A 26,610-nucleotide genomic window follows, 5' to 3' on the forward strand; every position below is an offset into this window, starting at 1 on the left:
TTGCCCCGGACGCAGGATCTCAGCCGTTTGGCCGGGGCTCCGAGCGACGCGTGGCGAGCAGCAGCGCTATGTCGTCGGGGCGGTCGGCGACGTGTCTGGCCTTGGCGGTGAGCCGGTCGGCGACTCCCGCGAGCGACCGGCCCCCAGGGCGGTTCCCGGGGTGGCCCCCAGGCCGGCCGGCGGGGGCACCGGCCCGGGCCAGGGCCACCCGCAGCGCGGTGATGCCCTCGTCGATGTCGACGCCGGGCTGTTCGACCAGGCCGTCCGTGTAGAGCGCGAGGATGGCTCCGGGGTCCAGGCGCAGGTCCGTCACCGGGTAGTGGGCCTGCGGATCCACCCCGAGGACGACACCGCCGGGGATGTCCAGGACGTGGGTACGGCCGTCCGGGTGACGGAGGATCGGCGGCGGATGCCCTGCCCGGGCCACCCGGGCCAGACCGGTGAGCGGATCCAGGCGGATGTAGCAGCAGCTGGCGAACAGACCGGGGTCGAGGTCGATCAGGAGATGGTTGGTGCCGCTCATGACCTCGTCGGGCGGCCGGTCGCCGAGGGCGAAAGCCCTTACGGCACTGCGCAGCTGCCCCATCGTGGCGGCTGCCTGGACACCGTGCCCCTGGACGTCGCCGATGACCAGCGCGAGACCGTCACCCGACTCGACGACGTCGTACCAGTCCCCTCCGACGTCCATCCCCTGCGTGCCCGGCAGATAGCGTCCGACGGTCTCCACCTGCGGGTGTGCGGAAAGGCGCCGGGGAAGAAGTGCCTGCTGAAGGCCTCGTGCGAGCGCGGCCTCGCTGTCGTAGCGCTGGGCCTTCTCCATGGCGTGGGCGATCAGACCGGCGAGGGCCGTGAGCACCGTACGTTCCTCGGTGCTGAACCCACGAGGGCCGTCGAAGCCCAGGATGCAGGAGCCGACCGGACGCCCGGAGGCGATCAGGGGCAGGAAGGCCCGGGAGCCCTCCGTCGCGTCGAGGGGGATGCCCGGGTAGGCGGTCGCGAGCTGCTGCATCGACTCGAAGAAGAGCGGGCGGCCACTGGTGAGGGTCTCGACGCCGGGCAGCCGCGCGTCGAGTCCGACCCCTTCGAAGGGTGCGAGAAACCCCTGCGGGAAGCCTGATTCCCAGGCCAGGTAGAGGTGCCGGTCCTGCAGCAGATAGATGGCGAGCCGGCGCCCGCCGAAGGCCGGCAGCAGCTCCTGCATCACGACCGCGGACACCTGCCGCGCGGTGACCGCCTCGGTCAGTGCGATCGCGAGGACGATCGGCCGGTACAGAGGGGCCATGGAGCTGACTCCCGCAGCCGGTCCGTCGGGCCCGGGCGCACCGGCCGGCGTGCCCCCCTCGTGCGGGCGCGCGGGCTCGGGCACCGGGTCGGCCACCCGGTTCGCGGACACGATGGTGCAGGTCAGAATGTCGGGCCCGGGATAGACGGAGAGCGCCAGCCAGTCACCACCCCCGCGGGGGTCCGGGCAGGGCTCCTCGCCGGGCTGGAGACCGGGCTGGAGGGGCCGTACGACGTGGAAGTGCGCCGGGTGCGAGGACAGCAGGGCTTCGCGGAGGTGGTCCTCGTAGGCGGACGGATCCAGCCACGGGACTTCCTCGCCCAGGGACCGGCCCAGAAGCCGCGCGCGAGGCCGCCCCAGCAGGCGGGCGGCCCGCTCGTTCGCGTAGACGATCAGCCCCAGCCGGTCGAGGCAGAACACGCCCTCGGGGAGCAGGTCGGCCGCTCCGTCCCCCGCCGATCCGATGTCCGGATCGAGGACGAGGCCCCGTACGGCACGCGGTTCCGGTGACTCGGCCGTCTCCTCCGGCGTCCAGAGCTCCAGGAGCCGCAGACCGCCGTCGGCCGCGTGCACCGGCAGGGGAAGCGGCGGAGGCCTGCCCACGGACGTCTCCCGCAGGGCGGTCAGGATCTCCTGGGCGTCCGCGGCGGCCACGGCGTCCGCCAGCGCCTCCGGGGTGTCCGTGGACTCGCCCGGCGGCACGCCGAGCAGGGCGTGCAGGCGACTGTCCGCCGTCACGACGCCGGACGCCGGATCCCAGGTGAACCGGCCCATGCGCCCCGCGGGAGGCTGGGTGGTCGGTGGCCGTACACAGAGTGGTTCGCCGTCCCAGGCGACGTCCGGCCCGCCGTCCTGCTCCAGGTCCCACAGGGCCTCGCCCAGGTCTTCGGCCAGTTGAGCCATGCGGTCACGGTCCGGCAGTACCTCGGTGGTGTCCGACACAGAGGGACGCAGCAGCGTCAGTACGCCGTACGTCGTCGACCTGCCCACGACGGGCACGTACAGGGAGCCGAACTGGAACGGCAGACCCGCCGCGAACTGGGGATAGCGGCGCATTGTCTCCGTGGCGTCCGGGAGCACCACCTGGACGCCCAGCCGGTAGGCGTCGGCCACCGGGAACCGGCGGTCCACATGCATGCGCCACCAGGGGCGGAACAAGGGGCCGGGCAGTCCCGAAAGCACGGCCAGCCGTAACAGCCGCGGTGTGCCGGAGCGCAGGTACACGCCCCCCGCGAAGCCGCCGACCGCGCTGATCGCCTCCCGCGTGATCCCGATGAGCAGCGGGTCCAGGCGCCCGGAGGTACGGGTCTCGTGCTCGGCTCTCCCAGTCATCGGCCCTACCTCGTCCGTGCGCCGCCCGGATGGCTGACACAGCAAGAATGCGCCACGACGCCCTCTGCCTGCACCTGGGAGAAGCATTGTGCGTATGGATCCGATGAGGCTACCGGGGTGTACGCGAACCGTGGGTGTCCGGTGCCGACTGCGTTCTCCCGCATTTCCGGGCGGAGGAGGGGAACGCGGAACGTGGATCACACACGAGGAGTTTCCATGACCACGTACGTCATCACCGTCCCCGGCACATTCGTCAACGGTGTCCCGGACGTCGCGCGCTCCGCCATCGAGAGCAGGCTCCGCCCCCGGGATCCGAAGAACACGGACCTGGGCGAGAGTGAGGAGCTGAGCCTGCTGACGGTCGAGGACGGCGGCATGTTCTCGGCCAGGATCGAGGTCGAGGCGGCGGACCAGTCCAGCGCCGAGACCGAAGCGGTCCAGCTGGTCGCCCGGGCGCTGCGTGACAGCGGGTTCCCCGAGAAGGACGCCCCACTGGGGCCGGCGTTCGTGACCGGCATCGACCGCGAGTTCTGAGGGCACCAACCCGGGTGCGCCAACCCGGGTGTGCCGAGCAGGGTGCGGCAACCCGGGTGTGCCGGGCCGGGTGGGTCGGGTCGGCCTGGGGCTCGACGACAGGCTCCCCCGCGCCTCGCACCATCCCGCGCCTCCGCCCCCGCGCGGCCTCCGGGGGTCGTCGTCTCCGGCGCTGATGACACCGGGTCCGATGGCACCGGCTGTTGCTGACGAGGTTGCGGCTGCGGTGAATCACCGCAGCCGCTCTTGTCGTCCTCGAACGACTGACCGTACCCTGACAAGTCATAGAACTTCGGGCGTGATTGACTGGGGGAGCCGTCATGTCCTCGGACCGCAATGACCCGCGCGACGGGTTCGTCATACCGCCGATGCCGACCGCGCCACCGCCCGCTCCCGCCGACAGAACGAGAGCGGCCGCCGTGGCGCTGCTGAATCTCTGCGGCCTCGGGCTCGGCTACGCACTGGTGCGCCGCTGGTGGCTGATGGCGGCCTGCTGGGTCGCGACGGCGGTCCTGCTCCTGGTGGCCCTGCCCGCGGACCCCGACGGCGTCCCGGCCGGCGCCCTCGTCACGTACCTCGTCCTCCTCGGGCTCGCGGCCGTGCACGGCGCGGTGGTGGGCCTGCGGACCCGGCTGAGATGGCCGCCGGCGGCCTGGCCCGCTGTCGTGCTGGGGATCGTGCTCCTGGCCGTGCCCGCCGGAGGGGCCGCCCTGTACGGCGGCGCACGCGACGAAGCCACCGAGCAGCTGCTCCTGGACCGCCTGGAGCGGGCGGACAAGCTGGTCCGGACGGCCGGGAAGCAGTCGTTCGCGACGGCGGAGCCCGACTACCGACGGGCCCTGACCGACTACGGCGATCTTCGCAGCGATCATCCGGGCTCGCGGGCGGCCGACCGGGTCCCCGACCGGCTCAAGACGTACTACGCCACCGTCGGTGCTCCCTACGCGCGGCAGAACTACTGTGACGCCGTGGCGCCCTTGAAGTACCTCCGCACGGTTCCGCGCACCCTGGGCAAGGACGAACTCGGAGCGCTCGCGACATGGCCCGACGACCGGTTGGCCACCTCGCTCTACGAGTGCGGGGCGCAGTCGCTGACAGGCGGAGCCGGGGACTGGACCACGCACTACGGCGAACTCCTGACGGCCTTCCCGCAGTCCGAGCAGGCCGCCAAGGTGGAGCCCTCGGTCAGGACGGCGGTCGACAAGGCCGTGCGGGAAGTGGGTGGCGACGAACCCTGTGCGGCCGTCGAGCGACTCAAGACCCTGAACTCCCAGGTCGCCGGAGTACCGGGCGAGCGCGCCGGTCTGGCCGAAGCCCTCGACAAGGACGCCGACCGAGCGGGCAGGAACGCGGACTCGGGTACGTACGCCTGTGGGGTGGACCAGTACAAGGAGGGGAGCTTCGCCGAAGCCCTCACCACCATGAACGACTTCGTCGAGAACAACGAGCAGCACAAGAACCGGGCCCGCGCCAAGAAGATCGCCATTGCCGCCGAGGTCGCCCAGACCGTGCCCGCCGCGGGCAAGCGCCTGCCGACCACGGCGTCCGGCGGCGGCATCTCCGTCACCGTCAAGAACGACAGCCCCGACGACATCACAGTGCTGTACACGGGACCGGTGACGGGAAGCTTCACTCTCAAGGCCTGCGGGAGCTGCGCCTCCTACTCCCTCGCCGGAACGGTGGGGCTGGGCTTCGAACCGTGCAGCGACAGCGGCAAGAACTACCCGCAGCGGACCATTCGACTGCCCGCCGGCACGACGTACTTCGTGCACAAGGCCAGGGGCGGCCTCGGGAAGTCCCCGGCCTCGGACACGGCCAAACTGTCGGCCGGCTACATCTACACCGAGTGCGCCTACACGACGAGCTTCCGTTACTGACGGCACTTCCGCACTGTCACGCCGTAACGGACTTCGTCGAATATCCGGGATCAGTGCAATTCTGACGCCCAGTGTATATCGCCCTATTGTGAATGCGTGCGCCCCGGTAACGGGTGTGTGGATTTTGTGATCCATTGGTTCTGCGGGGATGGCCGACCCGGTCGGCGGGCATGGATCCAGTAAAGTCGGGGGCCTTGGTGTGGCTTGCGGAAATATCTATTGCGCAATAGCTAGGTGAGTTATGAATCTTTTCAGCCGAGGTGCTTCTCCCCGCCGCTCGGACACGCTCGTCGAACCGAAACGGCCCGCCGGCCGAGCTGCCGTTCCGCACGGTGGTCAGCCGGAACCCGACCTGCCGGCCCTGACCGGAAACTGGGTCATCGACCCCGCTCACAGCCGGATCGGCTTCTCCGTCAGGCACGCCATGGTCACGACGGTGCGGGGCTCCTTCACGGACTACCAGAGCCGCCTCTTCTTCGACGGCCGCGACCCGTCCCGCTCGGGGGCCGAGATCGTGCTGTCCACCGCGAGCGTCGAGACGGGTGTGGACCAGCGCGACAGCCACTTGGCCGGCCGTGACTTCCTGGACTCCGCGGCCTACCCGCACATGCGTTTCCTCAGCACCGCCGTGCAACTCGCGGGTCCTGACGTCTACCGGATGACCGGCGACCTCACCATCAAGAACAGGACGCGTCCCATCGTCCTCGAACTCACCTACATAGGACACGTCACCGACCCCTTCGGCTACGAACGCGTCGGCTTCGACGGCACCACCACCATCGACCGCTCCGACTGGGGGCTGACCTACAACAGCAGGCTGGCCGAGGGCGGCGCCATGGTGAGCGAGAAGGTCCGCCTCCAGTTCGACATCGCCGCCATCCGCAGTACGCCGTCGACCGGCTGAACGCGGGCCGTGTGTGGCGGGATGTCTGTGGACGCGACTGCCGGGTACCCGGTTGCTGGACATCGGCATACGGACGGCAGGAACGGGAGTGGGCAGGTGGGGGTCAAGGCGATGGGCTGGGCGCATTCGTTTCCCGTGTCGGGCGGTGTGCGTGCCGGGCGTGAGTGGGCGCGCGAACATCTGGAGTCCCTGTCGTGGACCGCGGACGAGCCGGACACGGTGGACGCCGTCGTCCTGACCGTGTCCGAGCTGCTCACCAACGCCCATATCCACGCGCACAGCGACGCACGCCTGGTACTGACCTGGGACGGCGACTGTCTCCATGTGAGCGTCCACGACGACGACCCGACGCTGCCGCGGCAGCGCGACCCGGGGGCCGGCGAACAGTCCGGACGCGGGGTCGGGATCGTACGGATGCTCGCCGACGAGTGGGAGATGCGGTGCCAGCGGCACGGCAAGGTGGTGACGGCTTGCTTCCGTCCGGCCGGGGCCGACCGGCGGATCGCCGACTGAGCTGCACGGACTCGTAACTCGCCCCGCCCGTCACGCGCTCCGGGTCGCGAAGGCTCCGTCGGTGCCGAAGGCATGCTCGGCGAAGCGTTCGCCGATGAGGCGGTGGGTGGCGGCGTCCGGGTGGAGCTGGTCGGGCAGCGGCAGTTCGGCGAAGTCGGCCTCGCCGTACAGACGGAGGCCGTCGAGCTGGTGCAGGTTCGGGTCCTCCTTCGCTCGCTGTGCGACGATCCGGGCCAGCTCGTCCCGGATGACGCGCAGAGTCAGTTTCCCGGCCGCCTTCTCCGCCGGATCGCCCATGGCCACGAACCGCAGTTGCCCGTCGGCGAGGTGGGTGAGGTCCGGGGCGCTCGGGCCGGGCGTGTCCTCGTGGATGGGGCACAGGATCGGCGAGACGACCAGCAGCGGTGTGTCGGGATGGCCTTCGCGGATGGTGTCGAGGAAGCCATGGACCGCGGGGGTGAACGCGCGAAGGCGCATCACGTCGGCGTTGACCACGTTGATGCCGATCTTGAGGCTGATCAGATCGGCGGGCGTGTCCCGGAGGGTGCGGGCGGTGAAGGGGTCGAGCAGGGCGCTGCCGCCCAGGCCCAGGTTGATCAGCTCCACGCCTCCGAGGGAGGCGGCTACGGCGGGCCAGATGGAAGTGGGCCCGGCGGCGTCGGAGCCGTGGCTGATGGAACTGCCGTGGTGCAGCCACACCCTGCGCCCCCGGTCCGGCGCGGGCTCGACTGGGGCGTCGGTGCGCAGGGCAACGAGCTCGGTGGTCTCGTTGTGCGGCAGCCAGATCTCGACGTCCTTGCTGCCGTCGCCGTCGCCGTCGCCGTCGGGCAGGCCGCTGAAGCGGACGGTGCCGACCGGACCGGGCCGGAGCTCGGCGCTGCCGGTGGTCATGTCGATGGTCAGCGTGTTGCCGTCCCGCACGCTGTCCTGGCCGGCCGGTCGCCCGTCGACGAGCAGTTCGTACAGGCCGTCCGGGCGGGGCGGGGCGCCCACGTAGACCCGCTTGGTGGGCAGCGTGTCCAGTTCGATGGCGGTCGCCCGGGTGCGGAAGACCAGCCGTACGCCCGAGGGCTGGGACTCGGCCATCGCCAGCTGTCCGTCGGCGTACTGGGCGCGGGCCCAGGCCGGCAGCCGGTGCGGCAGTACGCCGTGCTCGGTGCGCTCCACGTCGAGGGCGCCGCGCAGGAGGGCCGGGGTGATGGGAGTGGTGATCCAGTTGTCCCTGTGGGCTGGTTGGTCCTTGGTGCGCATGGTCTCGGCCTTGTCGGTTCAGTCGGTTCAGTCGGTTCAGTCGGTTCAGGCAATTCAGTCAGCGCAGCGGTTCAGTTCAGCGCGGGGCTGCGGTCACTGGGCGGGCCAGTTCCGGAGGAGGGTGTCCAGGGCGTCCAGGATCCGGGTCCAGGTTTCCTGCGAGTCGGGGGCACTGTGGCTGAACCCGCCGCCCAGCTCCAGGCTGACGTAGCCGTGGAAGACGCTGCCCAGCAGCCGGACCGCGTGCGTCTGGTCCGGTTCCGTCAGGTCGTAGCCGCGCAGGATGGCCCGCGTCATCTGCGCGTGCCTGCCACCGGCACTGGCGGCCGCCGCCTCGGGGGTGAGTCTGAGCTGGGCGGCGGCATAGCGGCCGGGGTGCTCGACGGCGTAGTCGCGGTAGACGTTCGCCAGGGCGGTGAGGGCGTCCTTGCCGGCCCGTCCGGCCAGTGCGGTCGCGCCCCGGTCGGCGAGTTCCTCCAGGGCGAGCAGCGCGATCCGGGTCTTGAGGTCCTGGGAGTTCCTGAGGTGCGAGTACAGGCTCGCGACCTTGACATCGAACCGTCTGGCGAGCGCCGACGCGGTCACCTGGTCGAAGCCGACCTCGTCGGCCAGTTCGGCACCCGCCTGGACGAGGCGCTCCGTCGTCAGTCCCACGCGGACCATGGTCTTCCTCCCGTTCGCCAGGCTCGATTATGCATTTGCCTAAAGCATTTAGGCAAATGGGTGTGCCCTGAAGGCGGAAGGAGTGGCTTGGCCGGTGGTCGACGGCCCGTGGTCAGTGGTCGGTGGCCGGTGGCCACAGAGGTCAGTGGTCGATGGCGTCGATCAGGCCGCGGGCTCCCTGGCGCAGCAGGGCGACGGCCACGGAGGTGCCGAGGGTCGCGGGGTCGAGGCGTCCGGCCCATTCGTGCGCGTTGAGCTGGGTCTTGCCGTCCGGGGTGAACACGCAGGCGCGCAGCGACAGTTCACCGCCTGGGCGGACCGTGGCGTAACCGGCGATCGGCGAATTGCAGTGGCCCTGCAGGACGTGGAGGAACATGCGTTCCGCGGTCGCCTCGCGGTGGGTGTCCGGGTCGCCCAGGGCACTGACGGCGTCGATGACCGTGGTGTCGCCCTCGCGGCACTGGAGGGCGAGGATACCCGCACCGATCGGCGGCATCATCGTCTCGGGGGAGAGGATCTCGGTGATCACATCGGTACGTTCGATGCGCTCCAGGCCCGAGACCGCCAGCAGCAGCGCGTCCGCCTCACCTGCCGCGAGCTTCTCCAGCCGCCGGTTCGCGTTCCCGCGGAACGGCACGCAACGGAGGTGCGGCCGAGAGGCGGCGAGCTGAGCGATACGGCGTACGGAGGAGGTCCCGATCCGGGTTCCGGGCGGCAGTTCGTCAAGGGCGAGCCCGTCCGGGTGGATGAGGGCGTCCCGGATGTCGTCCCGCTTGAGGTACGCCGCGAACATGGTGCCCGCCGGGAGCGGCCGGTCGGCGGGCACGTCCTTGACGCAGTGCACCGCCAGGTCGGCCTCGTCTGCCAGGAGCGCGGCGTCGACCTCCTTGGTGAACGCCCCCTTGCCCTCGACCTGGGCGAGGTCGCCCATCCACTTGTCGCCGGTCGTCTTCACGGGTACGACCTCGGTGCGCGTCCCGGGATGGAGCGCGGCCAGTTCGGCCCGGACGCGCGCCACCTGGGCCAGGGCCATGGGTGAGTCGCGGGAGACGATACGGATCAACTCGGGAGCGCGCATGCGGCCCACGATAGACCGCGGGGCTCACGCCAACCGGGGCCTGTCCCTCAGGCATCGCCCTCACGGGGCGCCTCGCTCGGCGCCGGCGTGAAACCCGGCCAGGAGTTCGAGGTGTGGTCAGCGCGTGCGGGGCTCTGCTCGCGGCTCTTCAGCGGCCGGATGGTCCGGGTCTTCCGCGGCCGACGGCAGAATGTTGGAGCCTTCCGCCCAGTGGTTGACCCAGCCGCAGTACGAGCACGCGTACCTGTTGTTGAGCCCGCTCACCTTGGCACCGCACTGGCGGCAGTCCGTCGTGGTGATCTCCGCGCCGGTCGAAGCCGCGACGGCATCACTGGACTCGGCTTCCGGAGGCCCCTCCTGCGTCATGGAGGCAGCGTACCCGCGGATGCCCGGCCCGCCGGAAGTCTCATCACACCGGGCGGCCGGGACCCGATGGTCCCGGCCGCCCCTGTCCTCCCCGTCGCGGGAGTCCGGTCGCCGGACCTGCCGACGGAGTCTCAGTCGTGGGTGCCGCGGGAGCCGCGGGAGCGTGCGTAGTGCCGCCGCACCCGTTCACGGTTGCCGCAGTCACCGGTCCGGCACCACTGCCGGGTGTGGCTGCGGCTGCGGTCCAGGAAGAACCACCCGCAGCCCGGCCCCTGACAGCGGCGGAGGTTGGTGAGCGGCTCGGACAGAAGCTTCGCCGCCTCCAGAGCCAGTGCTCGTACGACATCGTCCGGCACGGTGACGTCCAACTCGGGGCGCAGCGGCAGGGCCGAGGCGAACTCCGCCCGGTGCCAGGCGTCGAGGAAGCAGCGGTGCACCACGGTCAGGTCCTCGCGGCGGGGCGGTCGGCCGTCCACGGCGGCGTCGAGCAGGCGGAGCAGGGCGGCCCGCAGCCGCCGTGCCGCCCGCAGGGTGTGAGCGGCGGAGTCCGGGTCGTCCTCGGCGACACGCAGGAGCGTCCCGGTCCGGCCCGCGTCCAGCAGGCCGCTCACGCCGGCCCAGGTGAGCAGGGCCGCGGGATCGGAGACGCGGTCGACCGTGCGGCGTTCGTCGAGCCGCCACGCGATCGTGTTGGCGAAGTCCAGTACCACGTGCCCGCCGATCAAAGCCGACGACGTCGCTTCCATGGTTTTATTCTAATGCTCATAGAGTCGTATGACTGTTAGCCTGGCGCCATGGACCGGACATCTCCGCAAGCCGAGGGCCCCACGGCCCAGGAGGAGGCCGACGGCTCCCGTCGGCAGAGCTTCGTCGCGGGCATCAAGGTCGGCGTCGGGCTGGCCGCGGCCGGCTTCGTCCTGGCTGTCACCTTCGGAGCGTTCGCCCGCTCGGAGGGCTGGGGAATCCTCCCTCCGATCGTCTGCTCCCTCATCGTGTTCTCCGGGTCGGCGCAGTTCGCTCTCGCCACCGCTCTGGCGGGCGGCGGGGGCGTACCGACGGCCATCGTGGCGGCCGCGCTGATCAACGGCCGCTTCATCCCGATGGGCGTGGCCGTGGCCGGGGACCTGCGCGGTGGCCGGCTCCGGCGGGCACTGGAGGGCCAGGCCGTCGTGGACGGTTCATGGGTGGCCGCCCACCTGGGCGGCGGCCGGTTCGACCGCTACAAGCTGTTCGGCGCCACCGCAGTGCAGTGGCCCGCATGGGTGGCGGGAACCGCCCTGGGCGTCGTCGTGGCTCCGCCGGAGAGCCTGGTGGAGACTCTCGGCCTCGATGTCGTCTTCCCGGCCTTCTTCCTGCTGCTCCTGCTGGACGAACTGCGTGGATCGCGGGCGGCACGTGTCGCGGCGGCACTGGGCGCGTGCGTCGCCGCCGCCCTGGTGTTCTGGGTGCCGGCGGGTCTCGCGCTGCTGGGAGCGAGCGCGGCGGCCCTGCTCGGACTGCGCAACGGGCTCGTTCCGCGCGCCACGCGCGCCACGAAGGAGGGGGGCGGATCGTGAACCTGTGGTGGGCCATAGTCTCTGTCGCGCTGATCAGCTTCACCTTCAAGGCGACCGGACCGGCGGTACTCGGAGACCGACGGCTTCCCGTGGCGGCGCGCGGTGTCATCGCGCTGCTGGCACCGGTGCTCCTCGCCGGACTTCTCGTCGTCGACGTGGCGGGCCCGCGGTGGACGGGGCTGGACGGGGCCCTGCTGTCCGGACTCGCGGCGGTGGTCGCCGCACGGCTGTTGCGTGCGCCGATGCTGCTCGCGATCGTCGCCGCAATGGCAGTCACGGCGCTCGTCAGGCTGCTGTCGAGCTGACCAGCCGCAAGCCGCGGCCGCAAGCCGCAAGCGCAAGCCGCGTGGCGACCGGCACCGCCGCCCGTCACTCCCGGAAAGACCGGCATTGTCCAAGGTCGTGTTTCGTTCGGTGGATTGTGTCAACCGGTAATACATGGTCCAGTCGATGCGGGAGACAGAACGAAAGTACGAGGTCCCTTCGTCCGCGGACACCTCTTGGCTGCCCGAGTTGGGTCGCGTGGACGGTGTCGCCGCTGTCGTCGACCGAAGTCCGGAGGAGCTGGACGCGGTCTACTACGACACCGACGACCTCCGGCTGTCCGGATCCTCGGCCGTACTGCGCCGCAGGACCGGTGGAGCCGATGCCGGGTGGCATCTCAAACTGCCGTTGTCGGGCGACAGCCGGGAAGAGATCAGCTCCGCCCTGACCGACACCGTCCCGGACTCCCTGCTCGACCTGACCGTGTCCCGTACCCGTGGAGCAGAGCTGACGCCGGTGGTCCGCATCCGCTCAACGCGTGAGGTGCGGCACCTCCTTGACGCCGACGGCACCCTGCGTGCCGAGCTGTGCGTCGACACGGTCCGCGCGGAGTCCCTGCGCGCGGAGGGCCGGCGTGCGGTGTGGAACGAGATGGAGGTGGAGCTGGCCGAGGGCGCCGACCCCGCCATCCTGGACGCCGTGGACAAGAAGCTTCGAAAGAAGGGGATCGCTCGCGCGCAGTCCCCGTCCAAACTGGCCCGGGCACTCGACGAGACCGCGACCACCTCGGCCGGCGCACCCGACGAGCCCGCCGAGTCCGCCGGCCTGGACCCGGATCAGGCAGGGGCGCAGGTCCTCGCGTACGTGCGGGAGCAGGTCGGTGTCCTGACCGCTCTCGACCCGGCCGTGCGACGCGACCGGCCCGACGCGGTGCACAAGATGCGTGTCGCCTGCCGTCGCCTGCGCAGCTGCCTGCGGTCCTACCGGTCCGTTCTCGACCGCGATGTCACCGACGTGATCCGGGGCGAGCTGAAGTGGCTGGCCGGCGAGCTGGGCGCCGAGCGCGATCAGGAAGTGCTGATGGAGCGCCTCAGCGAGGAGATCGCGGCCCTGCCCGCGGAACTGGTTCTCGGTCCCGTCGCCGCACGGTTGCGGGTGTGGAACGTCGTCGACAGTACGGAGACTCACCAGCGCAGTCTCGACGCCCTGGGATCGCGACGCTATCTCGCTCTGCTCGATTCCCTCGTGGTGCTCCTGGAGCGGCCCCCGCTGCGTGCCAGGGCCGGGAAGAACGCCGACAAGGTCATGGCCAAGGCTGTCCTCAAGGAGTACGGGCGACTGGCCGGGCGTATGACACAGGCCCTGGAGCTGTCGCCCGGCCCCGAGCGCGATGTCGCCCTGCACGAGGCGCGCAAGGCGGCGAAGAAGGTCCGGTACGCGACGGAGGTGGCCCGCCCGGTCTTCGGTAAACCGGCCAAGCGTCTGGGCAAGCGGGTCAAGGCGGTGCAGAAGGTCCTCGGTGACCACCAGGACAGTGTGGTGGCCCGGTCCGCCATCAGGGACCTCGCTGTGGCGGCCCAGACAGCGGGCGAGGCCGGCTTCACCTGGGGCCTGCTGTACGGCACGGAGCAGGCCCGCGCGTACACCAGGGAACAGGAACTGCCTTCTGTGTGGGAGCCGGCCTCGGCCCCCGGACCGCGCGAGAAGCTCAGCAAAAGCGCTACCGGCTGAGCGACAGCGACGCGGGACCGCGTGACTCCCGACTCCCAACTCCCGGCCGGTACGGAGAGTGCTGCGGGTCGAGGCAGCACCACCCCGCACCGGCCATGTCGACTACCAACCGTGTCGACTGCCGGCCGCGTCATCGACCACCGGCCGTGCCGGTCAGCCGATGACGCGGCCCAGCTCGATGCGGTCGATGTTCGGGGCCCACGCGTCCGCGTTGCCGAAGGTCACCTTGTTGGACCCCTTCTTCAGGTCCACGGGGACAGCCAGCGTCCAGTAGTCGTCCCAGCCCCAGGTGTTCTTGAAGGTGGCTGTCAGGGGAGCGGTGGTGCCCACCGTGATGTCCGCCGTACGGGACATGATGTCCGTGTTGTAGGCGTGGCCGTTGTCGCGCCGGTCGTTCTGCGCGTAGTGGACGACCAGGAGATGGCGGCCGGAGCTGGGTGCGTCCACCGTGAACGCGGCGGTGCTGGTGGCGCTGTTGCCGAGGTCTCCGATGTAGGAACCGGCGGAGGCGTGGGCGGAGTCGACGAGCCGGGCCCCGCCCGCCAGGGTGGCCGAGGCGCCCTCGTAGGAGAGTGTGCCGGCGGTCGAGCCGGCGCCGGAGATGTCGAGGGAGCGGACCGCCGCGGACCCGGCCGTCGCCCGGACGCGGTTGTTGCCCGCCACGAGATACAGCCGCAGGGACTGGCCGGGCGCCGCCGTCACCGTCTCTCCGTGCAGGCTGAGCCGTACCGCAGCCGAGGCCCGCGGGACCACCGTGAAGTAGCCGTCGCGCGGGGCGTAGACGTCGAAGACCGCCTGGTCGCCGGAGCGCAGGACCAGGGAGCCCGTGCCGACTCCGGCCGACGAGGAGTAGTCGTAGGAGGGCTTCCCGCTGATGTCCGCGAGTGTGGCCTCGTAGGAGGCGGAGGGTTCCGCGGCGGTACGGGCGGCCAGGTCGACGCGGTCGAGGGTGACCTCGGCGTCGCCCTTGGCCAGCGTCAGGACATGGGTGCCGGCGGACAGTTCGACGGTCAGGTCCTTCTTGGCGCGGTAGGTCCAGTTCTCGGTGGACGGGTAGGTGACCGTGACCGGGTCCCGGCCGTCGACCGACAGCTTCTGCGTGGCAGGTGTCCCGGACTGGTTGCCGTACAGGACCGCCAGGTCGTACGTCCCCGCCTTGGGGACCGTCACTGTGAAGTCGACCTTGCTGGCGGCCGTGTTGAGCGAACCGACGTCCTTCGTCCCGGAGGCCGCGTAGCCGTTGGCGTTGCTCACCGTGCCCTGCGTGTAGACCTGGCCGCCGGTGATGGCCGCGTCCTCGGCCTCGTACGAACCGGTCCAGGGGACGACGGCCGCGGACGGGGTGCCCGAGCCGCCCGGGGTCAGGGCGATCCGGTAGGCGGACATCTTGTGCATGCCGCGCAGCGGGACGGTCGCTGTGCCGTCGGCCGCGACCGTGACCTTCGTACGCGTGAGGACGCGCGGTGCCGCGTGCTGACCCTCGTAGCCGGACCAGGCGGCCTCGGCGACGGTCGCGGTGACCGTCCGGCCGAAGACGGACCGGGGCACGTTCTTGACCACGACGTCGGAATCACCGGCGGAACCGCCGAGCAGGACCTGCGCCTGACGCCGCTTGGTGTCGTACGAGGCCAGCCCCTGCAGGGTGTCGATCGTGTTGGCCTGCGGGGGAGTCACCTGCACGGTGTTGCCGGTCAGTCCCGCGTACCAGCGGAAGAACCACCAGCCGCCGTTGGGGATGTTCGAGCGCACCACGTTGCCGTCGAGGTTTCCGGCCGCGTCCCAGTAGGCCTGGTTGGCGTACACCTTGTTCCGCTCGAACATCGAGACCCACTGCGCGAGTTGCCCGGGCACGGACAGGTCGCGGCGGTTGGCGTACTCGTCGATGTTGATCTTCAGGGGTGCGATGCCGAGGTCGCGTTCGATCGAGCGGTAGGTGTCGTAGTGCCCCTGGAAGTCCCGGAGGGAACCGGAGCCCAGTTCGTGCCAGGTCATGACCTGGGGGAGGACGTTCTCCCGCTTCGCGAAGGCGAGGAAGTCGGTCAACAGGCGTGTGTGGTACGCGGATTCGTTGGGACCGGCGATCCTGGCGTCGGGGTCGACGGCACGTATCCGCTGGTACACCGTCTTCCAGTCCTTGAAGAAGCGGTCGCGGTTGGCCTCGTACTGCGCCTGGTCGGAGGTGCCCAGGTTGTACCAGATCTGGTCGGGTTCGTTGAACGGGATGTAGACGAACTTTTCGCTGTTCGGGTCGGCCGACACCTCCTTCGCGATCTTGTCGACCTTGGGGAGGTAGTCGTCGATGCCGAGATCCTCGTACGGCCACTTGGCGTAGATGTCCTGCATCATCACGTTGATCTCGCCGCCGCCGTTGCGGAAGAACGACTTGGAGACCGTGAGCGCGTCCCCGTTGGGATGCTGCGCGCCGCCCTCCGGCTTCTGCGAGACGCTGGTGATCTTGAGGGGTTCCAGCATGGCGTCGCTGGGCACGCCGTCGTCGCTGAGCCCGTACAGCGTGCCGTTGGCGCCGCGCATCACCGGGCCTTCGGGGGCGGCGAGGTCGACCGTGACGCGTTGCGGTGCGGCGGCGGCCGCCGCGGCGCCCGATGCGGGGAGGGTGCCTGCCATGGCGCTGACTCCAAGTACGGCGGTGATCAGGGCGGTTCGGGTGCGGGACCCGATACGGGATCTCGTGCGGATGCGGATGGGGGTGGGGGTGGGGACGGGGACGGGTGCGGGGGTGTTCACGCGGGTTGGACCTCCAGTCATTTGACGGCTCCACTGGTGATTCCGGACACGATCTTTCGCTGCGCCACGAGGAAGATGGCGACCATGGGCAGGCTCATCACCACGACGTACGCGAAGACGAGATGCCAGTTGTTGAGGTAGAGCTGGGCGCTGGCGACCTTGTAGAGGTTGAGCGGCAGGGTCGCTCTGTCTCCGCCGCCGAGGACGAAGAAGGCATAGAAGATGTCGCTCCAGGCGTAGAGCATCACCATGATCGTCGCGGTGGCGATGACGGGCCTGAGCAGCGGCAGCACGATGCGCAGGAAGATCCGCAGCGGCTTCGCGCCGTCCATCCGCGCGGCCTCCTCCAGCTCCAGGGGGATGGCCCGGATGAAGCCGGTCATGAAGAAGATCGACGTGGAGAGGTACATCCCGGTGTAGACGGCGATCATTCCGGGCCGGGTGCCCGCGAGGCCCAGTTGCCGCAGCTCCATCACGATGGTGATGACGGCCGGCGGCAGCAGCAGCCCGCTGATGCACAGCGCGTACGCCGCCGAGACCAGCTTCGACTGGCGGCGCGCGAAGACCCAGGCCGCTCCGGCGCCCAGGATCAGGACGAGGGCGACCGAAGGCACCACGACCAGCAGGGAGTTGACGAAGCCCCGCAGCATCTCGCCCTGGCCGACGGCGTCCTCGTAGTTGCCGGCCGGCTGCCACTGCCGTGGCAGGTCCAGGTTCGGGTCGATCGCTTCGGCCTGCGGCTTGGCGGAGGTGACGGCGACCAGCCACAGCGGTACGCCGACGGCGAGGCCGGCGAGCAGCAGGACGAGCGCCGGACGGCCGTACCGCCATACGGGACGCACGGCGGACGCGCGGTTCACGGAGTGACCCACGGGAGCGGAGTGATCTACGGGGACGGAGTGATCTACGGAGGTACTCACAGCAGTTGCTCCCTTCGACGCAGCCCGACGATGAGCGGGATCGCGACGGCGACCACGACGAGGAAGAGGACGAGACTCATCGCGGAGGCCTGGGCGTACAGGCCCTGTCCGAAGATCCGGAACATGTAGATGTTGAAGACCTCGGTGGAGGCGGCCGGTCCACCGCCCGTGGTGGCCTGCACGATGTCGAAGGTGTTCATCGAGCCGATCAGCGCCGTGGTGACGTTGAAGGTGACAGCGGGCGCCAGCATCGGCCAGCGAACCGACCAGAAGGTCCGCCACGGCCCGGCGCCGTCGCACTTCGCGGCCTCCAGCATCTCGCCGGGGATGCCCTTGAGCCCGGCCAGGTAGATCAGCATCGACAGGCCCATCCACTTCCAGCCGTGGATGACGGTGACCAGGACCAGCGTCCAGGTCGTCGAACCGAGCCAGGGGATGTCGGTGCCGAGGAGACCGTTGACCGCGCCGTCCTGGTCCAGCAGGGCCTGGAAGACATAGCCGGTCGCGAGCGCCGAGATGAGCACGGGCAGGAAGAAGACGGCGCGGAAGAACCGGTTGAAGCGGCTGTCGGCCTCCAGCAGCAGAGCCAGCACCAGCCCGAAGCCGTTCTGGAAGAGCGCGGCCAGCAGGGCGTACAGCAGGGTTGTGCGGATCGCCCGCAGCAGGGACCCGTCGTCGGCGATGGTCCGGAAGTTGTCGAGGCCCGTGAAGGCGATGTCCGGGTGGTACGAGGACCAGTTGGTGAACGGGTAGTAGAAGTTGAGCAGGTTGGGCACCAGGAAGAAGGCCGCGAAGACGGCGACCGCGGGGAGAGCGAACCACCACGGGTGGTGGACGGCGCTGCGGGACAGCCGTCCCGCCCTCTTCTTCCCGCTCCTGGCAGGCGCCGGTTTCTGCGTGCGCGTGCGTATGGCCGTGTCCGCCATCGGAAAATCCTTGCCCGTCGGGTCGGGTCGGGTTGAGAGCAGGGGATGTGACACAGGATCTGAGCCGGGGGAACTAGAAGCCGGGCGCGCCCTGGGCCTTGGCCACCTGTGCGAACTGGTCCTGGATCGCCTGGGCGACCTGCCGCGGGTTCTTCTTCCCGTAGATCATGTCGGCGAGGTACAGGTGTGTGTCGGGGGCGACGATCGCCTTGGCCTGGAAGACGCCGATGGCTGTGGGCAGCGCCTCGACCTGGGCCATCGAGGCCTGGGGGAGACCGCCGGGGGTCGGCACGGACGGCTGGACCGAGGGGATCTTCATCGCCTTGATGTAGTCGGCGTAGTCCGGCCCGAGCCAGAAGGCCATGAACTGGCGGGCGGCGTTCTGCCGCTTCTCGTCACCGGTCTTGAAGGCGACGACGCCGTTGGTCTGGTCGGGCGAGTACATCCCGGTGGCGGAGGAGTTGGCGATCGGGAACCAGCCGATCTTCTTGTCGATCTCGGCCGTGGAGTACTTGGCCTGCAACTGGCTCTGGAAGGAGGTGACGTTGAGAACCATGCCGGACTCGCCCTTCCAGAGGGAGTCGGCCTGCCCGGTGAACGTGCCGGTCTTGTAGTTCTTCTGGGCGAGCCCCGCGTCGAGCAGCTTCTCCTTGTACTTCTTGATGGCACCGACGACGACCGGGTCGGTCCACTTCTCCTTGTTCTCGTTGAGACCGGCCCACCACTGCTTGTCGAGATCGGTGAGCTGGACCTGCATCTGCCACTGCATGGGCCACTTGTCGCCGCCCGCCTCGTAGAAGGCGGCCGCGTCGGTCTTGTCCTTGACGGTGTGGCCGAGTGCCAGCAGCTCGTCGTACGACTTCGGGAAGTCCTTCTCGCCGAGCCCGGCCCGCTTGAAGACGTCCTTGTTGTAGTAGACGCCGAGCATGGCGGGGCTGGTGACGATCGCCGCGTACCGCTTGCCGTCGATGACGCCCAACGACTTCTCCGTGTCGCCGAGTTCGGAGATCCACTCCTCCCCGTCGAGAGTGAGCAGGTTCTGCCGCGGCTGGATGAAGGGCAGTGTGGAGACGGACGGCTGCCAGAACATCAGGTCCGGCTTGTCGCCGGAGGCGAGCTTGGTCGGCACGTTCTGCTCGTACAGATCCGGGATCGCCTGGGTCTCGACCTGCGCGCCGGTGGCCTTCTCGAAAGCGGTGACGACCTGCTTGGGTGCGTTGAGGGTGTTCTGCGCGGTCCACATGGTCAGCTTCACGCCGTCCAGGCGGGCGGTCGGGTCGACCTTCGCCTGCTTGCCCTCCGAGCCGGACGGGGAACCGGAGTCTCCGGCGGTGGGGTCACTGCATGCGGTGGCGCACAGGGCGGCGGCGCATATGAACGCCAGCGCGGGAAGGGCTCTTCTCTTCATGACGTGCCTTTCGCGAACGGGCTCGGGTAGGGGCATCAGGAAGCGGTCCGGCGGACGAAGTGCGAGCGGTCGTTCGGGCCGAGTACTTCGGGTACTTCGGGCGTAGTGCTTCGGGCGGCATCCGCGGTGCGGGCTTCGCGGTGCGGCACGAGCGGGTCGGATCAGGAACCGCAGGAGCCCGCTGGGCATGGCGACGCGTTCACCCGCGCCGAGGCGGCGGTCCCGAGCTTTCCCGCACGACCAGCTCCGGTACGGAGACGGGATGCGGGCCGACCTGCACAGACTCCTCCAGTACGGCGTGCAGGAGGCCGAAAGCGGACCGCCCGAGGCCGGTGAAGTCCAGGCGTACGGTGGTGAGCGACGGGGTGAGGAAGGCGGAGTGCGGGGCGTTGTCGAAGCCGGCCACACTCACGTCGTCCGGTACCGACCGGCCCTTCTCGTGCAGGGCGCGCATCACCCCGAGTGCCAGGTCGTCGTTGCCGCAGAGGATCGCGGTGATGTCCCGGTCCCCGGCGAGCTTCAGGCCGGCCGCGTGGCCGCCCGCCGGACCCCAGCTTCCCTGCACGGGACGGGGGCGAGGGGCTCCGGCCTCCTTGAGCGCCTGCTGCCAGCCGGAGGTACGGGCGCTGGTGCGCCTGGTGCTGGACGGGATGGCGACGTAGTGCACGGTCTCGTGACCGAGGGAGAGCAGATGGCGGGTCGCCTCGTAGGCGGCCTCGCGGTCGTCGGTCCACACCCACGGGCGGTCGCCGCCGGGCGGACGGGCAGGGGTCTCCACCACACCGACCACCGGCAGTCCCGCGGGCACGGCTCCCAGGGCCCGCACACCGGCCGGATCGTAGGCGATCACGATCAGGCCGCCACCGGTGTCCGCCGCCCGCTGCACCTGGGCGGCGACGTCGGCCTCGTCGCGCGATTCGAGAACGCCGATCCCCACGGCGTACGAGGCTGCGCGGGCGGCCTCCTCGATGCCCTGGAGGATCGAGGCATAGCCGTAGTGCGTGGTGTTGGCGGTGAGCACGGTCACGGCCCGACTGCGTCCACTGGCGAGCGCGAGCGCGGTGGAGCTGCGCCGGAAGCCCAGCTCGTCGATGGCCGCGAGTACCCGTTCCCGGGTGGACGGTTTGACGCTGGGATGCCCGTTGATCACCCGGGAGACGGTCTGGTAGGAGACCCCGGCCGAGGTGGCGACGTCCCTGATGCTCACCGAGCGCCTTGTGTGACCGGTCACATTCATGCCAGGATTGTGACCGGTCACATGGGGCTCGTCAAGAGACCGTAACCATGGATTCACGCGCCAGACTCAGACCGCCGGCAGCGGCGGTCACCGGGAGGGGAAGACGTTGACCGATACGTCGGACACGGCTGACACGGTGGGCGGGTTTGACACGGCAGGCAGCTTCGGGGCGAGCGCGGCGGTCCTCGGCGACTCCCGGCGGACCATCAGCTGGGGCCACCGGTCTCTGGAGGTGGTGCTCGTAACCGGCCACGACGGCGACCTGCGGCTGGTCCGGCTGGCCCGCCCCGGCGACCCGGCTCCGGAATCCGCCCTCGACGCACCACTCCACCTCGTGGAATTCACCGCTCTCGGCCACGGAAGCGGCTGGTCCGGGCCGCGCTTCACCGGCACGGCTCTGGGCTCACGCCTGCGATACCGCGCTCACACCGCCGAGGAACACGGCGACTGGACCTGCCTGACCGTCGAACTCCACGACGCCGGGACCGGGTTGACCGCTTTCGTCGAGCTGTCCTCGCCCATCGGCCTGCCCGTGCTCCGGTCCCGCGTCCGGCTGCGCAACGAGGGAGGCGAGGCACTCGTCGTGCAATCCGTCAGCAGCCTGCTGCTCGGCGCACTGCCGCCGCCCGACAGGCTCGACGTCCACCGTGCCCGCAACGACTGGCTGGCGGAGTGCCGTTGGTACGCCGAGCCGCTGAGCGGCACCGTCGCCGACATCAGCGTCGACGTCCACCAGCACGACAGCCGGGCCGCGCTCTCCCTGACCGGACGCGGCAGTTGGTCCAGCGGCGGGCACCTTCCGATGGGCGCCCTCACCGAACGCGGGGGCGGCCGGGCCTGGTTGTGGCAGGTGGAGTCCCCGGCAGGCTGGCGCTGGGACCTGGGCGAGCGCCACCACGGTACGTATCTCGCACTGAACGGACCCACGGACGCTGAGCATCAGTGGCGGGTCCGGCTGGAGCCCGGCACCGAGTTCACCACCGTGCCCGGCGTCCTCGCCCTCGGCTCCGGCCTTGACGACGCCTTCGGCGCCCTGACCTCGTACCGCCGTGCCGTGCGCCGCCCGCACCCCGACCACGCCGCGCTTCCCGTCGTCTTCAACGACTACATGAACACGCTGATGGGCGATCCGACGACGGAGAAACTGCTTCCGCTGATCGACGCGGCCGCCGAGGCCGGATCGGAGTACTTCTGCATCGACTCCGGCTGGTACGACGACAGTACCGAGGGCTGGTGGGACAGCGTCGGCGAGTGGCTGCCCTCGTCGCGCCGCTTCCCCGGCGGCGGAATCCACACCGTCCTGGACCGGATCCGGGAGCGCGGCATGGTGCCCGGACTGTGGCTGGAGCCCGAGGTGGTGGGGGTACGCAGCCCGGTCGCGTCCGAGCTTCCGCCGGAGGCATTCTTCCAGCGGGACGGCGTGCGCCTGAGCGAACAGGGCCGCCATCAACTGGACCTGCGGCACCCGGCCGCCCGGGCACACCTCGACAGGACCGTCGACCGGATCGTCGGCGACTGGGGGGTGGGCTATCTGAAACTGGACTACAACATCCTGGTCGACCCGGGTACCTGTGGGCCCGGAGACCTCTCTCCCGGCGCGGGGCTGCTGGGCCATGCCCAGGCGTACCTGGACTGGCTCACCGAGGTGCTCGAACGGCACCCGGGCCTGGTGATCGAGAACTGTGCCTCCGGCGGGATGCGGATGGACGGGGCCACGCTGGCCGTCACCCAGCTCCAGTCCACCAGCGACCAGCAGGACCCCCTGCGCTGCCCGCCGATCGCCGCCGCCGCACCGACGGCGGTCCCGCCCGAACAGGGCGCCGTCTGGGCCTACCCCCAGCCCGGGTTCGACGACGACCTCATCACCTTCACCCTGGGCGGGGCGCTGCTCGGCCGGATCCATCTCTCGGGCCACCTGGACCGGATGTCGGAACACCAACTCGCGCTCGTACGGTCCGCGGTGGACGTCTACAAGTCGGTCCGCGGGGATCTGGCCGAGGCTCTGCCGTTCTGGCCGCTCGGACTGCCGGGCTGGGCGGACGAGTGGACGGCCCTGGGCATGCGGGTGCGCGGTGACGGCACGTCGTATCTGTCGGTCTGGCGCCGGGCCGGGGAGAGTGAGATCCGGGTGCCGGTGGAGCACTTGGCCGGCCGGGCGGTGAACGCGGAGATCCTGCATCCGTCGCCGACGCCGTCGCAGCCTCCGGCGCCGTCTTCTGCCCTGTCCGTGGCCGGGTCTCCATCCACCGGGTCGGCGGTCTGGGACGGAGGTGGAGTGCGGGTCTTGCTGCCGCGTACGCCTGGTGTGCTGCTGATCCGTCTCACTGCGACCGCGTAGGGGTGAAGGCCGGACCCCCTCGCGTCCGGCCCGATGGACGCCTCCGGCTCGATTGACCCATCCGGCCTGATCGGCGGATTGGCGTCCGTCGTCGCTGGGCAGGGAGCCAGGGAACGCCATGTCATGTGCACGCCGACCAGTCATGTGCACGACTACCTTCCCCCCCTTAAGGAGGTCGACCATGCACGTCCGTAAGCTGACAAGTGGACTCGCTGCCGTCCTGGCGGTGACCTTTTCCCTGATGGGCGGCCAGGCCGTGGCCGCCCCGGCCCCCGTCGCGGACCGCGCCGCCGCACGGGTTGTCACCTACGACGCGAGCGGGTCCGCGGAGTTCAGGACCGCGGTCGACAGAGGCGCCGCGATCTGGAACGAAAGCGTCGATGCCGTAGACCTGCGGCCCGTCGCGTCCGGGCAGCGCGCCAACGTACGAGTCCTGGCGGACAACGGCTGGCCTCGCGCGCTGACCACCTCGCTGGGCAACGGAACCGTCTACATCGGACGGCAGGCGGTCGATCAGGGCTACAACACGATCCGCATCTCGGCCCACGAGTTGGGGCACATCCTCGGTCTGCCGGACCGCAAGCCCGGCCCGTGTTCGAGTCTGATGTCCGGTTCCAGCGCGGGAACCGCGTGCACGAACCCCTACCCGAACGCGGCGGAGAAGTCCGAGGTCCAGGGCAACTTCGGTGCTGCGCTCACGCGGACGGCCGGAGCGGTTCCGGTCGGCGTCATGATCGTGGACTGACTCGCCGCACACCGATCTGCCGACCGCCGACTGGGCCGGCGGACGCAGAACTCGGGTAAGAGCAGCGGTACGCCCCGGAGCGGATATCACGTTCCGGGGCGTACGGGTGCGAACAAGGTGTACGGGTGTATGTAGGTGTATGTATGGGCGAATGGGGGTGAGTGAACGCTGTGCGCCCCTGTCAGCGGATGCCGGGGTCGGGGTCCGGGCTGGGACCGGGGTCGGGACCGGGTCCGGGATCGGCGAGCAGGGCGATCCGGGCGGTGATGTGTTTGCCGACCGGCTCTCTCTGTACTGCGAAGCCCTCGCAGACGGCCATGACGATCTCCAGGCCGTGCTGGCCCACTCGTTCAGGATCCGCGGCTCTGGCCACCGGCAGTACCGGATCGCTGTCCCAGACAGCCACCTCGAGCGACCCGCCGACGATCCGCAGATCGAGCAGGACCGGACCCGGCGCGTACTTCAGGGAATTGGTGACCAGTTCGCTCACCACCAGCTGGGTCAGGTCCATCGCACGCGCCGTCACCGGCAGGCCGTGCTCGGCCTGGGCGCGCGCGAGGAAGTCGGCCGCGAGATGACGGGCCTCGGCGATGCACAACGAATCGCCCTCCAGAGCAACAGTCGTCTCCACGCGGCCACGCTGCGGCGCCATACGGCCTCCGCTCTTGATCAATGGTTCCATGCAGTCCGCCCTCACCCTGTGCTCGCCGCCCGCATGTACCCCCTCTTTCGCCGTATACGCATCTGCCGCCCACGAATTTCGGCAGGACGAAAACAGGAGTGGAGTAAGGCGGGAGAGTGGGGGTACTGGGCCCATGTCGCGGGAAAGCGGGACGTGGAGCCTGGGGAGGTCGCACGTCCCGCTTTCCCGCCTTCCTGTAGGCGCCTTCCCGCAGGTATCACCTTCCTGCAGGACCCCTTCTCCAGTTCTCCAGGCCCCCTTCTCCAGGTTCTCTCCTCGCTCCGCGATTCTTCGAGGACGGATCCGGAAGTGAGTTCGACAGCCGTGGTGGACATCAGCGGTTCAGCCGCATCGGGCATCAGCGATTTCGGATGCGTTGAACGCAAGACATGGCCCGCCGCGTATTCCTGGTGACTGGGAGCAAGGCTTCAGCGAGGGATGGGCATGGGCAACGCGAGTGCCGCTGCAAATGAGTTGGTCGCCGGAAGGTATCGGCTGCAAGAGGTCGTCCACCGTGAGGTGAACAGCGTTTGCTGGTACGGCGAGGACACCGAATACGCACGTCCACGACTGCTGACGCAGACGCAACTCGTGCCAGATCCGCTGAAGGATCCGGCCGGGCCGGCCGTCGCGCGGATCATGCATGCCTCCGAGGTCATGGGGCTGCGCTGTCCGGGCATGGTCGCGACCGTGATCGACGTCGTCGAGGAGTCCGGAAGTCTGTGGACGGTCGTCGAGTGGATTGACGGCGTACCTCTGGGTGAGTTTCTCGACCAGTCAGGCCCACTCGACTACGTGCGGGCCGCCCGTATCGGGCTCGAAGTCCTCGACGTGCTGGAGTCCGCGCACGGCGAGGGCTTCGTCCATGGCGAACTGAGCCTCGGTCAGGTGTTCGTGCGCGACCAGGGCGGTGTGGTCGTGTCCGGCTACGGCTTGGGGGGCGCCGGTTCGTCGGCACGGATCGGCGCACCGGCGTACGCGTCTCCGGAACAGGCCCGCGGCGAGCCCTACGGTTCACCGGCCGACCTGTGGGCACTGGGCGCGCTGCTCTACACGATGACCGAGGGGCGCCCGCCCTTCCGTGACCGTGGCCAGCCGCAAGCGACCCTTACGGCGATCGTGAGGTTGCCACTTCGCAGCCTGCGGCGGGCCGGCCCGCTGGCCGAGATCGTGCAGGGGCTGCTCCGCAAGGACTCCCGTGAGCGGTTGCCGGGCCCGGTGGTGCGCGACGCCCTCAACCGGCTCCTCAGCGAGGACCCCGCAGCCCTGCAGGTGACGGTTCAGCAACCACGGCCGGAGTCCTCGGTTCACCGCTTCGTGAACCTGACTCGGGGCAGGCAGAACCTCGGCCGAGCGACGCTCATCGGGGCCGCGGTCGTCGCCGCCGTCGCTGTGACGGTCACCGCCCTCGCCGCGACCGGCGACAGTTCCGAGGTCGATTCCTCGGCGCCCGGCGCGGCGGCCTCTCCCAGCGCCCCGGTACTCCCGACCGCCGAGGACGGAATCGAAGCGAGCACGCCGCCGCCCAGTACCGCGGCCCCTTCGTCTTCCCCTCCCCCTTCTCCTTCCGTTTCCGTTTCCGCGTCCTCCTCGCCTCCGTCCTCGCCCTCGCCCTCCCGCACCGGGGCCCTTCCGGCCGGCTTCCGTGTCTACAAGGCGCCGGAAGGGTTCGCCGTCGCTCTCCCGAAGGGCTGGAAGCGGCTCGACACCGGCGGCGCCGACGATCGCTCCTACCGGGTCGTCTTCGGCGCCCACGGTGATCCGCGGAACCTGGCCGTCACCTACAGCACGGCCGTCGGCTCCGACCCGGTGGCCGTATGGCGGGACACCGTCGAGCCCGGACTGCAACAGGGGTCCGACTACGACAGGTTGGGCGCGATCAGCGCGACGACCTACCAGGGCCGCGAGGCCGCGGACATGGAGTGGGTCGAGGAGTCCGACGGCACGCGGGTACACACCTTCGGCCGTGGGTTCCTCGTCGGGGGCGGCGAAGGCTTCTCCCTCCGCTGGACGACTCCGGACGCCGACTGGGACACCGCGGGCAACAAGCAGGCGTTGAAGACCTTCCTGGCGACCTTCCGCAGCCTGTCGGACTGAGCGGGCGGGGCGGGGCGGAGCCAGAGGCAAGGAGAGGGGGGCAGGAGCGGGAGTGGCGGAGCTGCGGAGGCAGTCGGCGTGTCCGGTCGGGCAACAACAACGAAGTCAATGTCGTGAACCACGTCGTCGTGCTCGACCACGGAGGTACCCTCCACGGCCGT

22 protein-coding genes are annotated in these 26,610 nt (G+C 70.0%); 10 read left to right on the forward strand and 12 right to left on the reverse strand.

Features of this window, described 5'->3' with window-relative positions:
- Positions 1-19: 19 nt before the first annotated feature.
- Positions 20-2,614: a SpoIIE family protein phosphatase gene (locus AB0D14_RS23885; protein WP_362782224.1), complete on the reverse strand. Its 2,595-nt coding sequence runs from the start codon at positions 2,612-2,614 to the stop codon at positions 20-22.
- Positions 2,615-2,830: 216 nt separating this feature from the next.
- Here AB0D14_RS23885 and AB0D14_RS23890 point away from each other — a divergent pair, with 216 nt between their 5' ends.
- From AB0D14_RS23890 to AB0D14_RS23905, 4 genes are all read left to right on the forward strand, one after another.
- Positions 2,831-3,148, forward strand: a complete 318-nt coding sequence (locus tag AB0D14_RS23890) for a hypothetical protein (protein ID WP_362782226.1) — start codon at positions 2,831-2,833, stop codon at positions 3,146-3,148.
- A 320-nt stretch (positions 3,149-3,468) separates the two neighbouring features.
- Positions 3,469-5,025: a hypothetical protein gene (locus tag AB0D14_RS23895; RefSeq protein WP_362782228.1), complete on the forward strand. Its 1,557-nt coding sequence runs from the start codon at positions 3,469-3,471 to the stop codon at positions 5,023-5,025.
- 241 nt (positions 5,026-5,266) lie between these two features.
- Entirely contained in the window at positions 5,267-5,929 is a 663-nt protein-coding gene (locus tag AB0D14_RS23900; protein ID WP_362782231.1) for a YceI family protein, read from the forward strand.
- A 96-nt stretch (positions 5,930-6,025) separates the two neighbouring features.
- Positions 6,026-6,442 carry an ATP-binding protein gene (locus tag AB0D14_RS23905; protein WP_362782234.1) on the forward strand — a complete coding sequence of 139 codons (417 nt, stop codon included), beginning with the start codon at positions 6,026-6,028 and terminating at the stop codon, positions 6,440-6,442.
- A 30-nt stretch (positions 6,443-6,472) separates the two neighbouring features.
- Here the strand turns inward: AB0D14_RS23905 and AB0D14_RS23910 are convergent, their stop codons facing one another.
- From AB0D14_RS23910 to AB0D14_RS23930, 5 genes are all read right to left on the reverse strand, one after another.
- A complete protein-coding gene (locus tag AB0D14_RS23910) occupies positions 6,473-7,693 on the reverse strand; it encodes a GDSL-type esterase/lipase family protein (protein ID WP_362782236.1) in 1,221 nt (406 codons plus the stop codon).
- 93 nt (positions 7,694-7,786) lie between these two features.
- The gene (locus AB0D14_RS23915; RefSeq protein ID WP_362782239.1) at positions 7,787-8,356 is read right to left on the reverse strand and encodes a WHG domain-containing protein; all 570 of its coding nucleotides are present in this window, start codon (positions 8,354-8,356) and stop codon (positions 7,787-7,789) included.
- A gap of 142 nt (positions 8,357-8,498) precedes the next feature.
- Complete coding sequence (hemC, locus tag AB0D14_RS23920; RefSeq protein WP_362782242.1) at positions 8,499-9,434, reverse strand: hydroxymethylbilane synthase; 936 nt, start codon at positions 9,432-9,434, stop codon at positions 8,499-8,501.
- Between the two features lie 117 nt (positions 9,435-9,551).
- Positions 9,552-9,800, reverse strand: coding sequence for a hypothetical protein (locus AB0D14_RS23925; RefSeq protein WP_362782244.1), 249 nt, complete (start codon positions 9,798-9,800; stop codon positions 9,552-9,554).
- A 131-nt stretch (positions 9,801-9,931) separates the two neighbouring features.
- On the reverse strand, positions 9,932-10,546 hold the full coding sequence (locus AB0D14_RS23930; RefSeq protein WP_362782247.1) for a CGNR zinc finger domain-containing protein: 615 nt from the start codon (positions 10,544-10,546) through the stop codon (positions 9,932-9,934).
- A 48-nt stretch (positions 10,547-10,594) separates the two neighbouring features.
- On the opposite strand from AB0D14_RS23930, the gene AB0D14_RS23935 reads away from it, so the two are divergent.
- From AB0D14_RS23935 to AB0D14_RS23945, 3 genes are all read left to right on the forward strand, one after another.
- Entirely contained in the window at positions 10,595-11,356 is a 762-nt protein-coding gene (locus AB0D14_RS23935) for an AzlC family ABC transporter permease (protein WP_362782250.1), read from the forward strand.
- Positions 11,353-11,661 carry an AzlD domain-containing protein gene (locus AB0D14_RS23940; RefSeq protein WP_362782253.1) on the forward strand — a complete coding sequence of 103 codons (309 nt, stop codon included), beginning with the start codon at positions 11,353-11,355 and terminating at the stop codon, positions 11,659-11,661. The genes AB0D14_RS23935 and AB0D14_RS23940 overlap by 4 nt, the downstream gene beginning before the upstream one ends.
- Before the next feature lie 133 nt (positions 11,662-11,794).
- A complete protein-coding gene (locus tag AB0D14_RS23945) occupies positions 11,795-13,351 on the forward strand; it encodes a CYTH and CHAD domain-containing protein (RefSeq protein ID WP_362782255.1) in 1,557 nt (518 codons plus the stop codon).
- 153 nt (positions 13,352-13,504) lie between these two features.
- On the opposite strand, the gene AB0D14_RS23950 is transcribed toward AB0D14_RS23945, so the two are convergent.
- From AB0D14_RS23950 to AB0D14_RS23970, 5 genes are all read right to left on the reverse strand, one after another.
- Positions 13,505-15,976, reverse strand: a complete 2,472-nt coding sequence (locus AB0D14_RS23950) for a CBM35 domain-containing protein (RefSeq protein ID WP_362782258.1) — start codon at positions 15,974-15,976, stop codon at positions 13,505-13,507.
- A gap of 137 nt (positions 15,977-16,113) precedes the next feature.
- Complete coding sequence (locus tag AB0D14_RS23955) at positions 16,114-16,938, reverse strand: carbohydrate ABC transporter permease (protein WP_362782332.1); 825 nt, start codon at positions 16,936-16,938, stop codon at positions 16,114-16,116.
- A 74-nt stretch (positions 16,939-17,012) separates the two neighbouring features.
- Complete coding sequence (locus AB0D14_RS23960) at positions 17,013-17,942, reverse strand: sugar ABC transporter permease (RefSeq protein ID WP_362782261.1); 930 nt, start codon at positions 17,940-17,942, stop codon at positions 17,013-17,015.
- Positions 17,943-18,015: 73 nt separating this feature from the next.
- Complete coding sequence (locus AB0D14_RS23965) at positions 18,016-19,350, reverse strand: ABC transporter substrate-binding protein (RefSeq protein WP_362782264.1); 1,335 nt, start codon at positions 19,348-19,350, stop codon at positions 18,016-18,018.
- A gap of 199 nt (positions 19,351-19,549) precedes the next feature.
- A complete protein-coding gene (locus AB0D14_RS23970; RefSeq protein ID WP_362782267.1) occupies positions 19,550-20,587 on the reverse strand; it encodes a LacI family DNA-binding transcriptional regulator in 1,038 nt (345 codons plus the stop codon).
- Between the two features lie 232 nt (positions 20,588-20,819).
- Between AB0D14_RS23970 and AB0D14_RS23975 the strand changes: the two genes are divergently transcribed.
- Together AB0D14_RS23975 and AB0D14_RS23980 are read left to right on the forward strand one after the other, a co-directional pair.
- Positions 20,820-22,925 carry an alpha-galactosidase gene (locus AB0D14_RS23975; RefSeq protein WP_362782335.1) on the forward strand — a complete coding sequence of 702 codons (2,106 nt, stop codon included), beginning with the start codon at positions 20,820-20,822 and terminating at the stop codon, positions 22,923-22,925.
- A gap of 181 nt (positions 22,926-23,106) precedes the next feature.
- The gene (locus AB0D14_RS23980; protein ID WP_362782270.1) at positions 23,107-23,670 is read left to right on the forward strand and encodes a snapalysin family zinc-dependent metalloprotease; all 564 of its coding nucleotides are present in this window, start codon (positions 23,107-23,109) and stop codon (positions 23,668-23,670) included.
- A 181-nt stretch (positions 23,671-23,851) separates the two neighbouring features.
- On the opposite strand, the gene AB0D14_RS23985 is transcribed toward AB0D14_RS23980, so the two are convergent.
- Positions 23,852-24,352: an ATP-binding protein gene (locus tag AB0D14_RS23985; protein WP_362782272.1), complete on the reverse strand. Its 501-nt coding sequence runs from the start codon at positions 24,350-24,352 to the stop codon at positions 23,852-23,854.
- A gap of 519 nt (positions 24,353-24,871) precedes the next feature.
- On the opposite strand from AB0D14_RS23985, the gene AB0D14_RS23990 reads away from it, so the two are divergent.
- Positions 24,872-26,449 (forward strand): serine/threonine-protein kinase, encoded by a 1,578-nt coding sequence (locus AB0D14_RS23990; protein ID WP_362782275.1) that lies wholly within the window; start codon positions 24,872-24,874, stop codon positions 26,447-26,449.
- Positions 26,450-26,610: the final 161 nt, after the last annotated feature.

This window comes from Streptomyces sp. NPDC048484 (assembly GCF_040651415.1).
Lineage (GTDB): Bacteria > Actinomycetota > Actinomycetes > Streptomycetales > Streptomycetaceae > Streptomyces.

Excerpts from the sequence above, each read along its gene's own strand:
- AB0D14_RS23965 (WP_362782264.1), bottom strand. The coding sequence starts at position 19,350 with ATGAAGAGAAGAGCCCTTCCCGCGCTGGCGTTCATATGCGCCGCCGCC.
- AB0D14_RS23895 (WP_362782228.1), top strand. The coding sequence starts at position 3,469 with ATGTCCTCGGACCGCAATGACCCGCGCGACGGGTTCGTCATACCGCCG.
- AB0D14_RS23930 (WP_362782247.1), bottom strand. The coding sequence starts at position 10,546 with ATGGAAGCGACGTCGTCGGCTTTGATCGGCGGGCACGTGGTACTGGAC.
- AB0D14_RS23985 (WP_362782272.1), bottom strand. The coding sequence starts at position 24,352 with ATGGAACCATTGATCAAGAGCGGAGGCCGTATGGCGCCGCAGCGTGGC.
- AB0D14_RS23925 (WP_362782244.1), bottom strand. The coding sequence starts at position 9,800 with ATGACGCAGGAGGGGCCTCCGGAAGCCGAGTCCAGTGATGCCGTCGCG.
- AB0D14_RS23890 (WP_362782226.1), top strand. The coding sequence starts at position 2,831 with ATGACCACGTACGTCATCACCGTCCCCGGCACATTCGTCAACGGTGTC.
- hemC (WP_362782242.1), bottom strand. The coding sequence starts at position 9,434 with ATGCGCGCTCCCGAGTTGATCCGTATCGTCTCCCGCGACTCACCCATG.
- AB0D14_RS23950 (WP_362782258.1), bottom strand. The coding sequence starts at position 15,976 with ATGGCAGGCACCCTCCCCGCATCGGGCGCCGCGGCGGCCGCCGCCGCA.
- AB0D14_RS23980 (WP_362782270.1), top strand. The coding sequence starts at position 23,107 with ATGCACGTCCGTAAGCTGACAAGTGGACTCGCTGCCGTCCTGGCGGTG.
- AB0D14_RS23960 (WP_362782261.1), bottom strand. The coding sequence starts at position 17,942 with ATGGCGGACACGGCCATACGCACGCGCACGCAGAAACCGGCGCCTGCC.
- AB0D14_RS23910 (WP_362782236.1), bottom strand. The coding sequence starts at position 7,693 with ATGCGCACCAAGGACCAACCAGCCCACAGGGACAACTGGATCACCACT.
- AB0D14_RS23945 (WP_362782255.1), top strand. The coding sequence starts at position 11,795 with ATGGTCCAGTCGATGCGGGAGACAGAACGAAAGTACGAGGTCCCTTCG.
- AB0D14_RS23915 (WP_362782239.1), bottom strand. The coding sequence starts at position 8,356 with ATGGTCCGCGTGGGACTGACGACGGAGCGCCTCGTCCAGGCGGGTGCC.
- AB0D14_RS23970 (WP_362782267.1), bottom strand. The coding sequence starts at position 20,587 with ATGAATGTGACCGGTCACACAAGGCGCTCGGTGAGCATCAGGGACGTC.
- AB0D14_RS23885 (WP_362782224.1), bottom strand. The coding sequence starts at position 2,614 with ATGACTGGGAGAGCCGAGCACGAGACCCGTACCTCCGGGCGCCTGGAC.
- AB0D14_RS23900 (WP_362782231.1), top strand. The coding sequence starts at position 5,267 with ATGAATCTTTTCAGCCGAGGTGCTTCTCCCCGCCGCTCGGACACGCTC.
- AB0D14_RS23935 (WP_362782250.1), top strand. The coding sequence starts at position 10,595 with ATGGACCGGACATCTCCGCAAGCCGAGGGCCCCACGGCCCAGGAGGAG.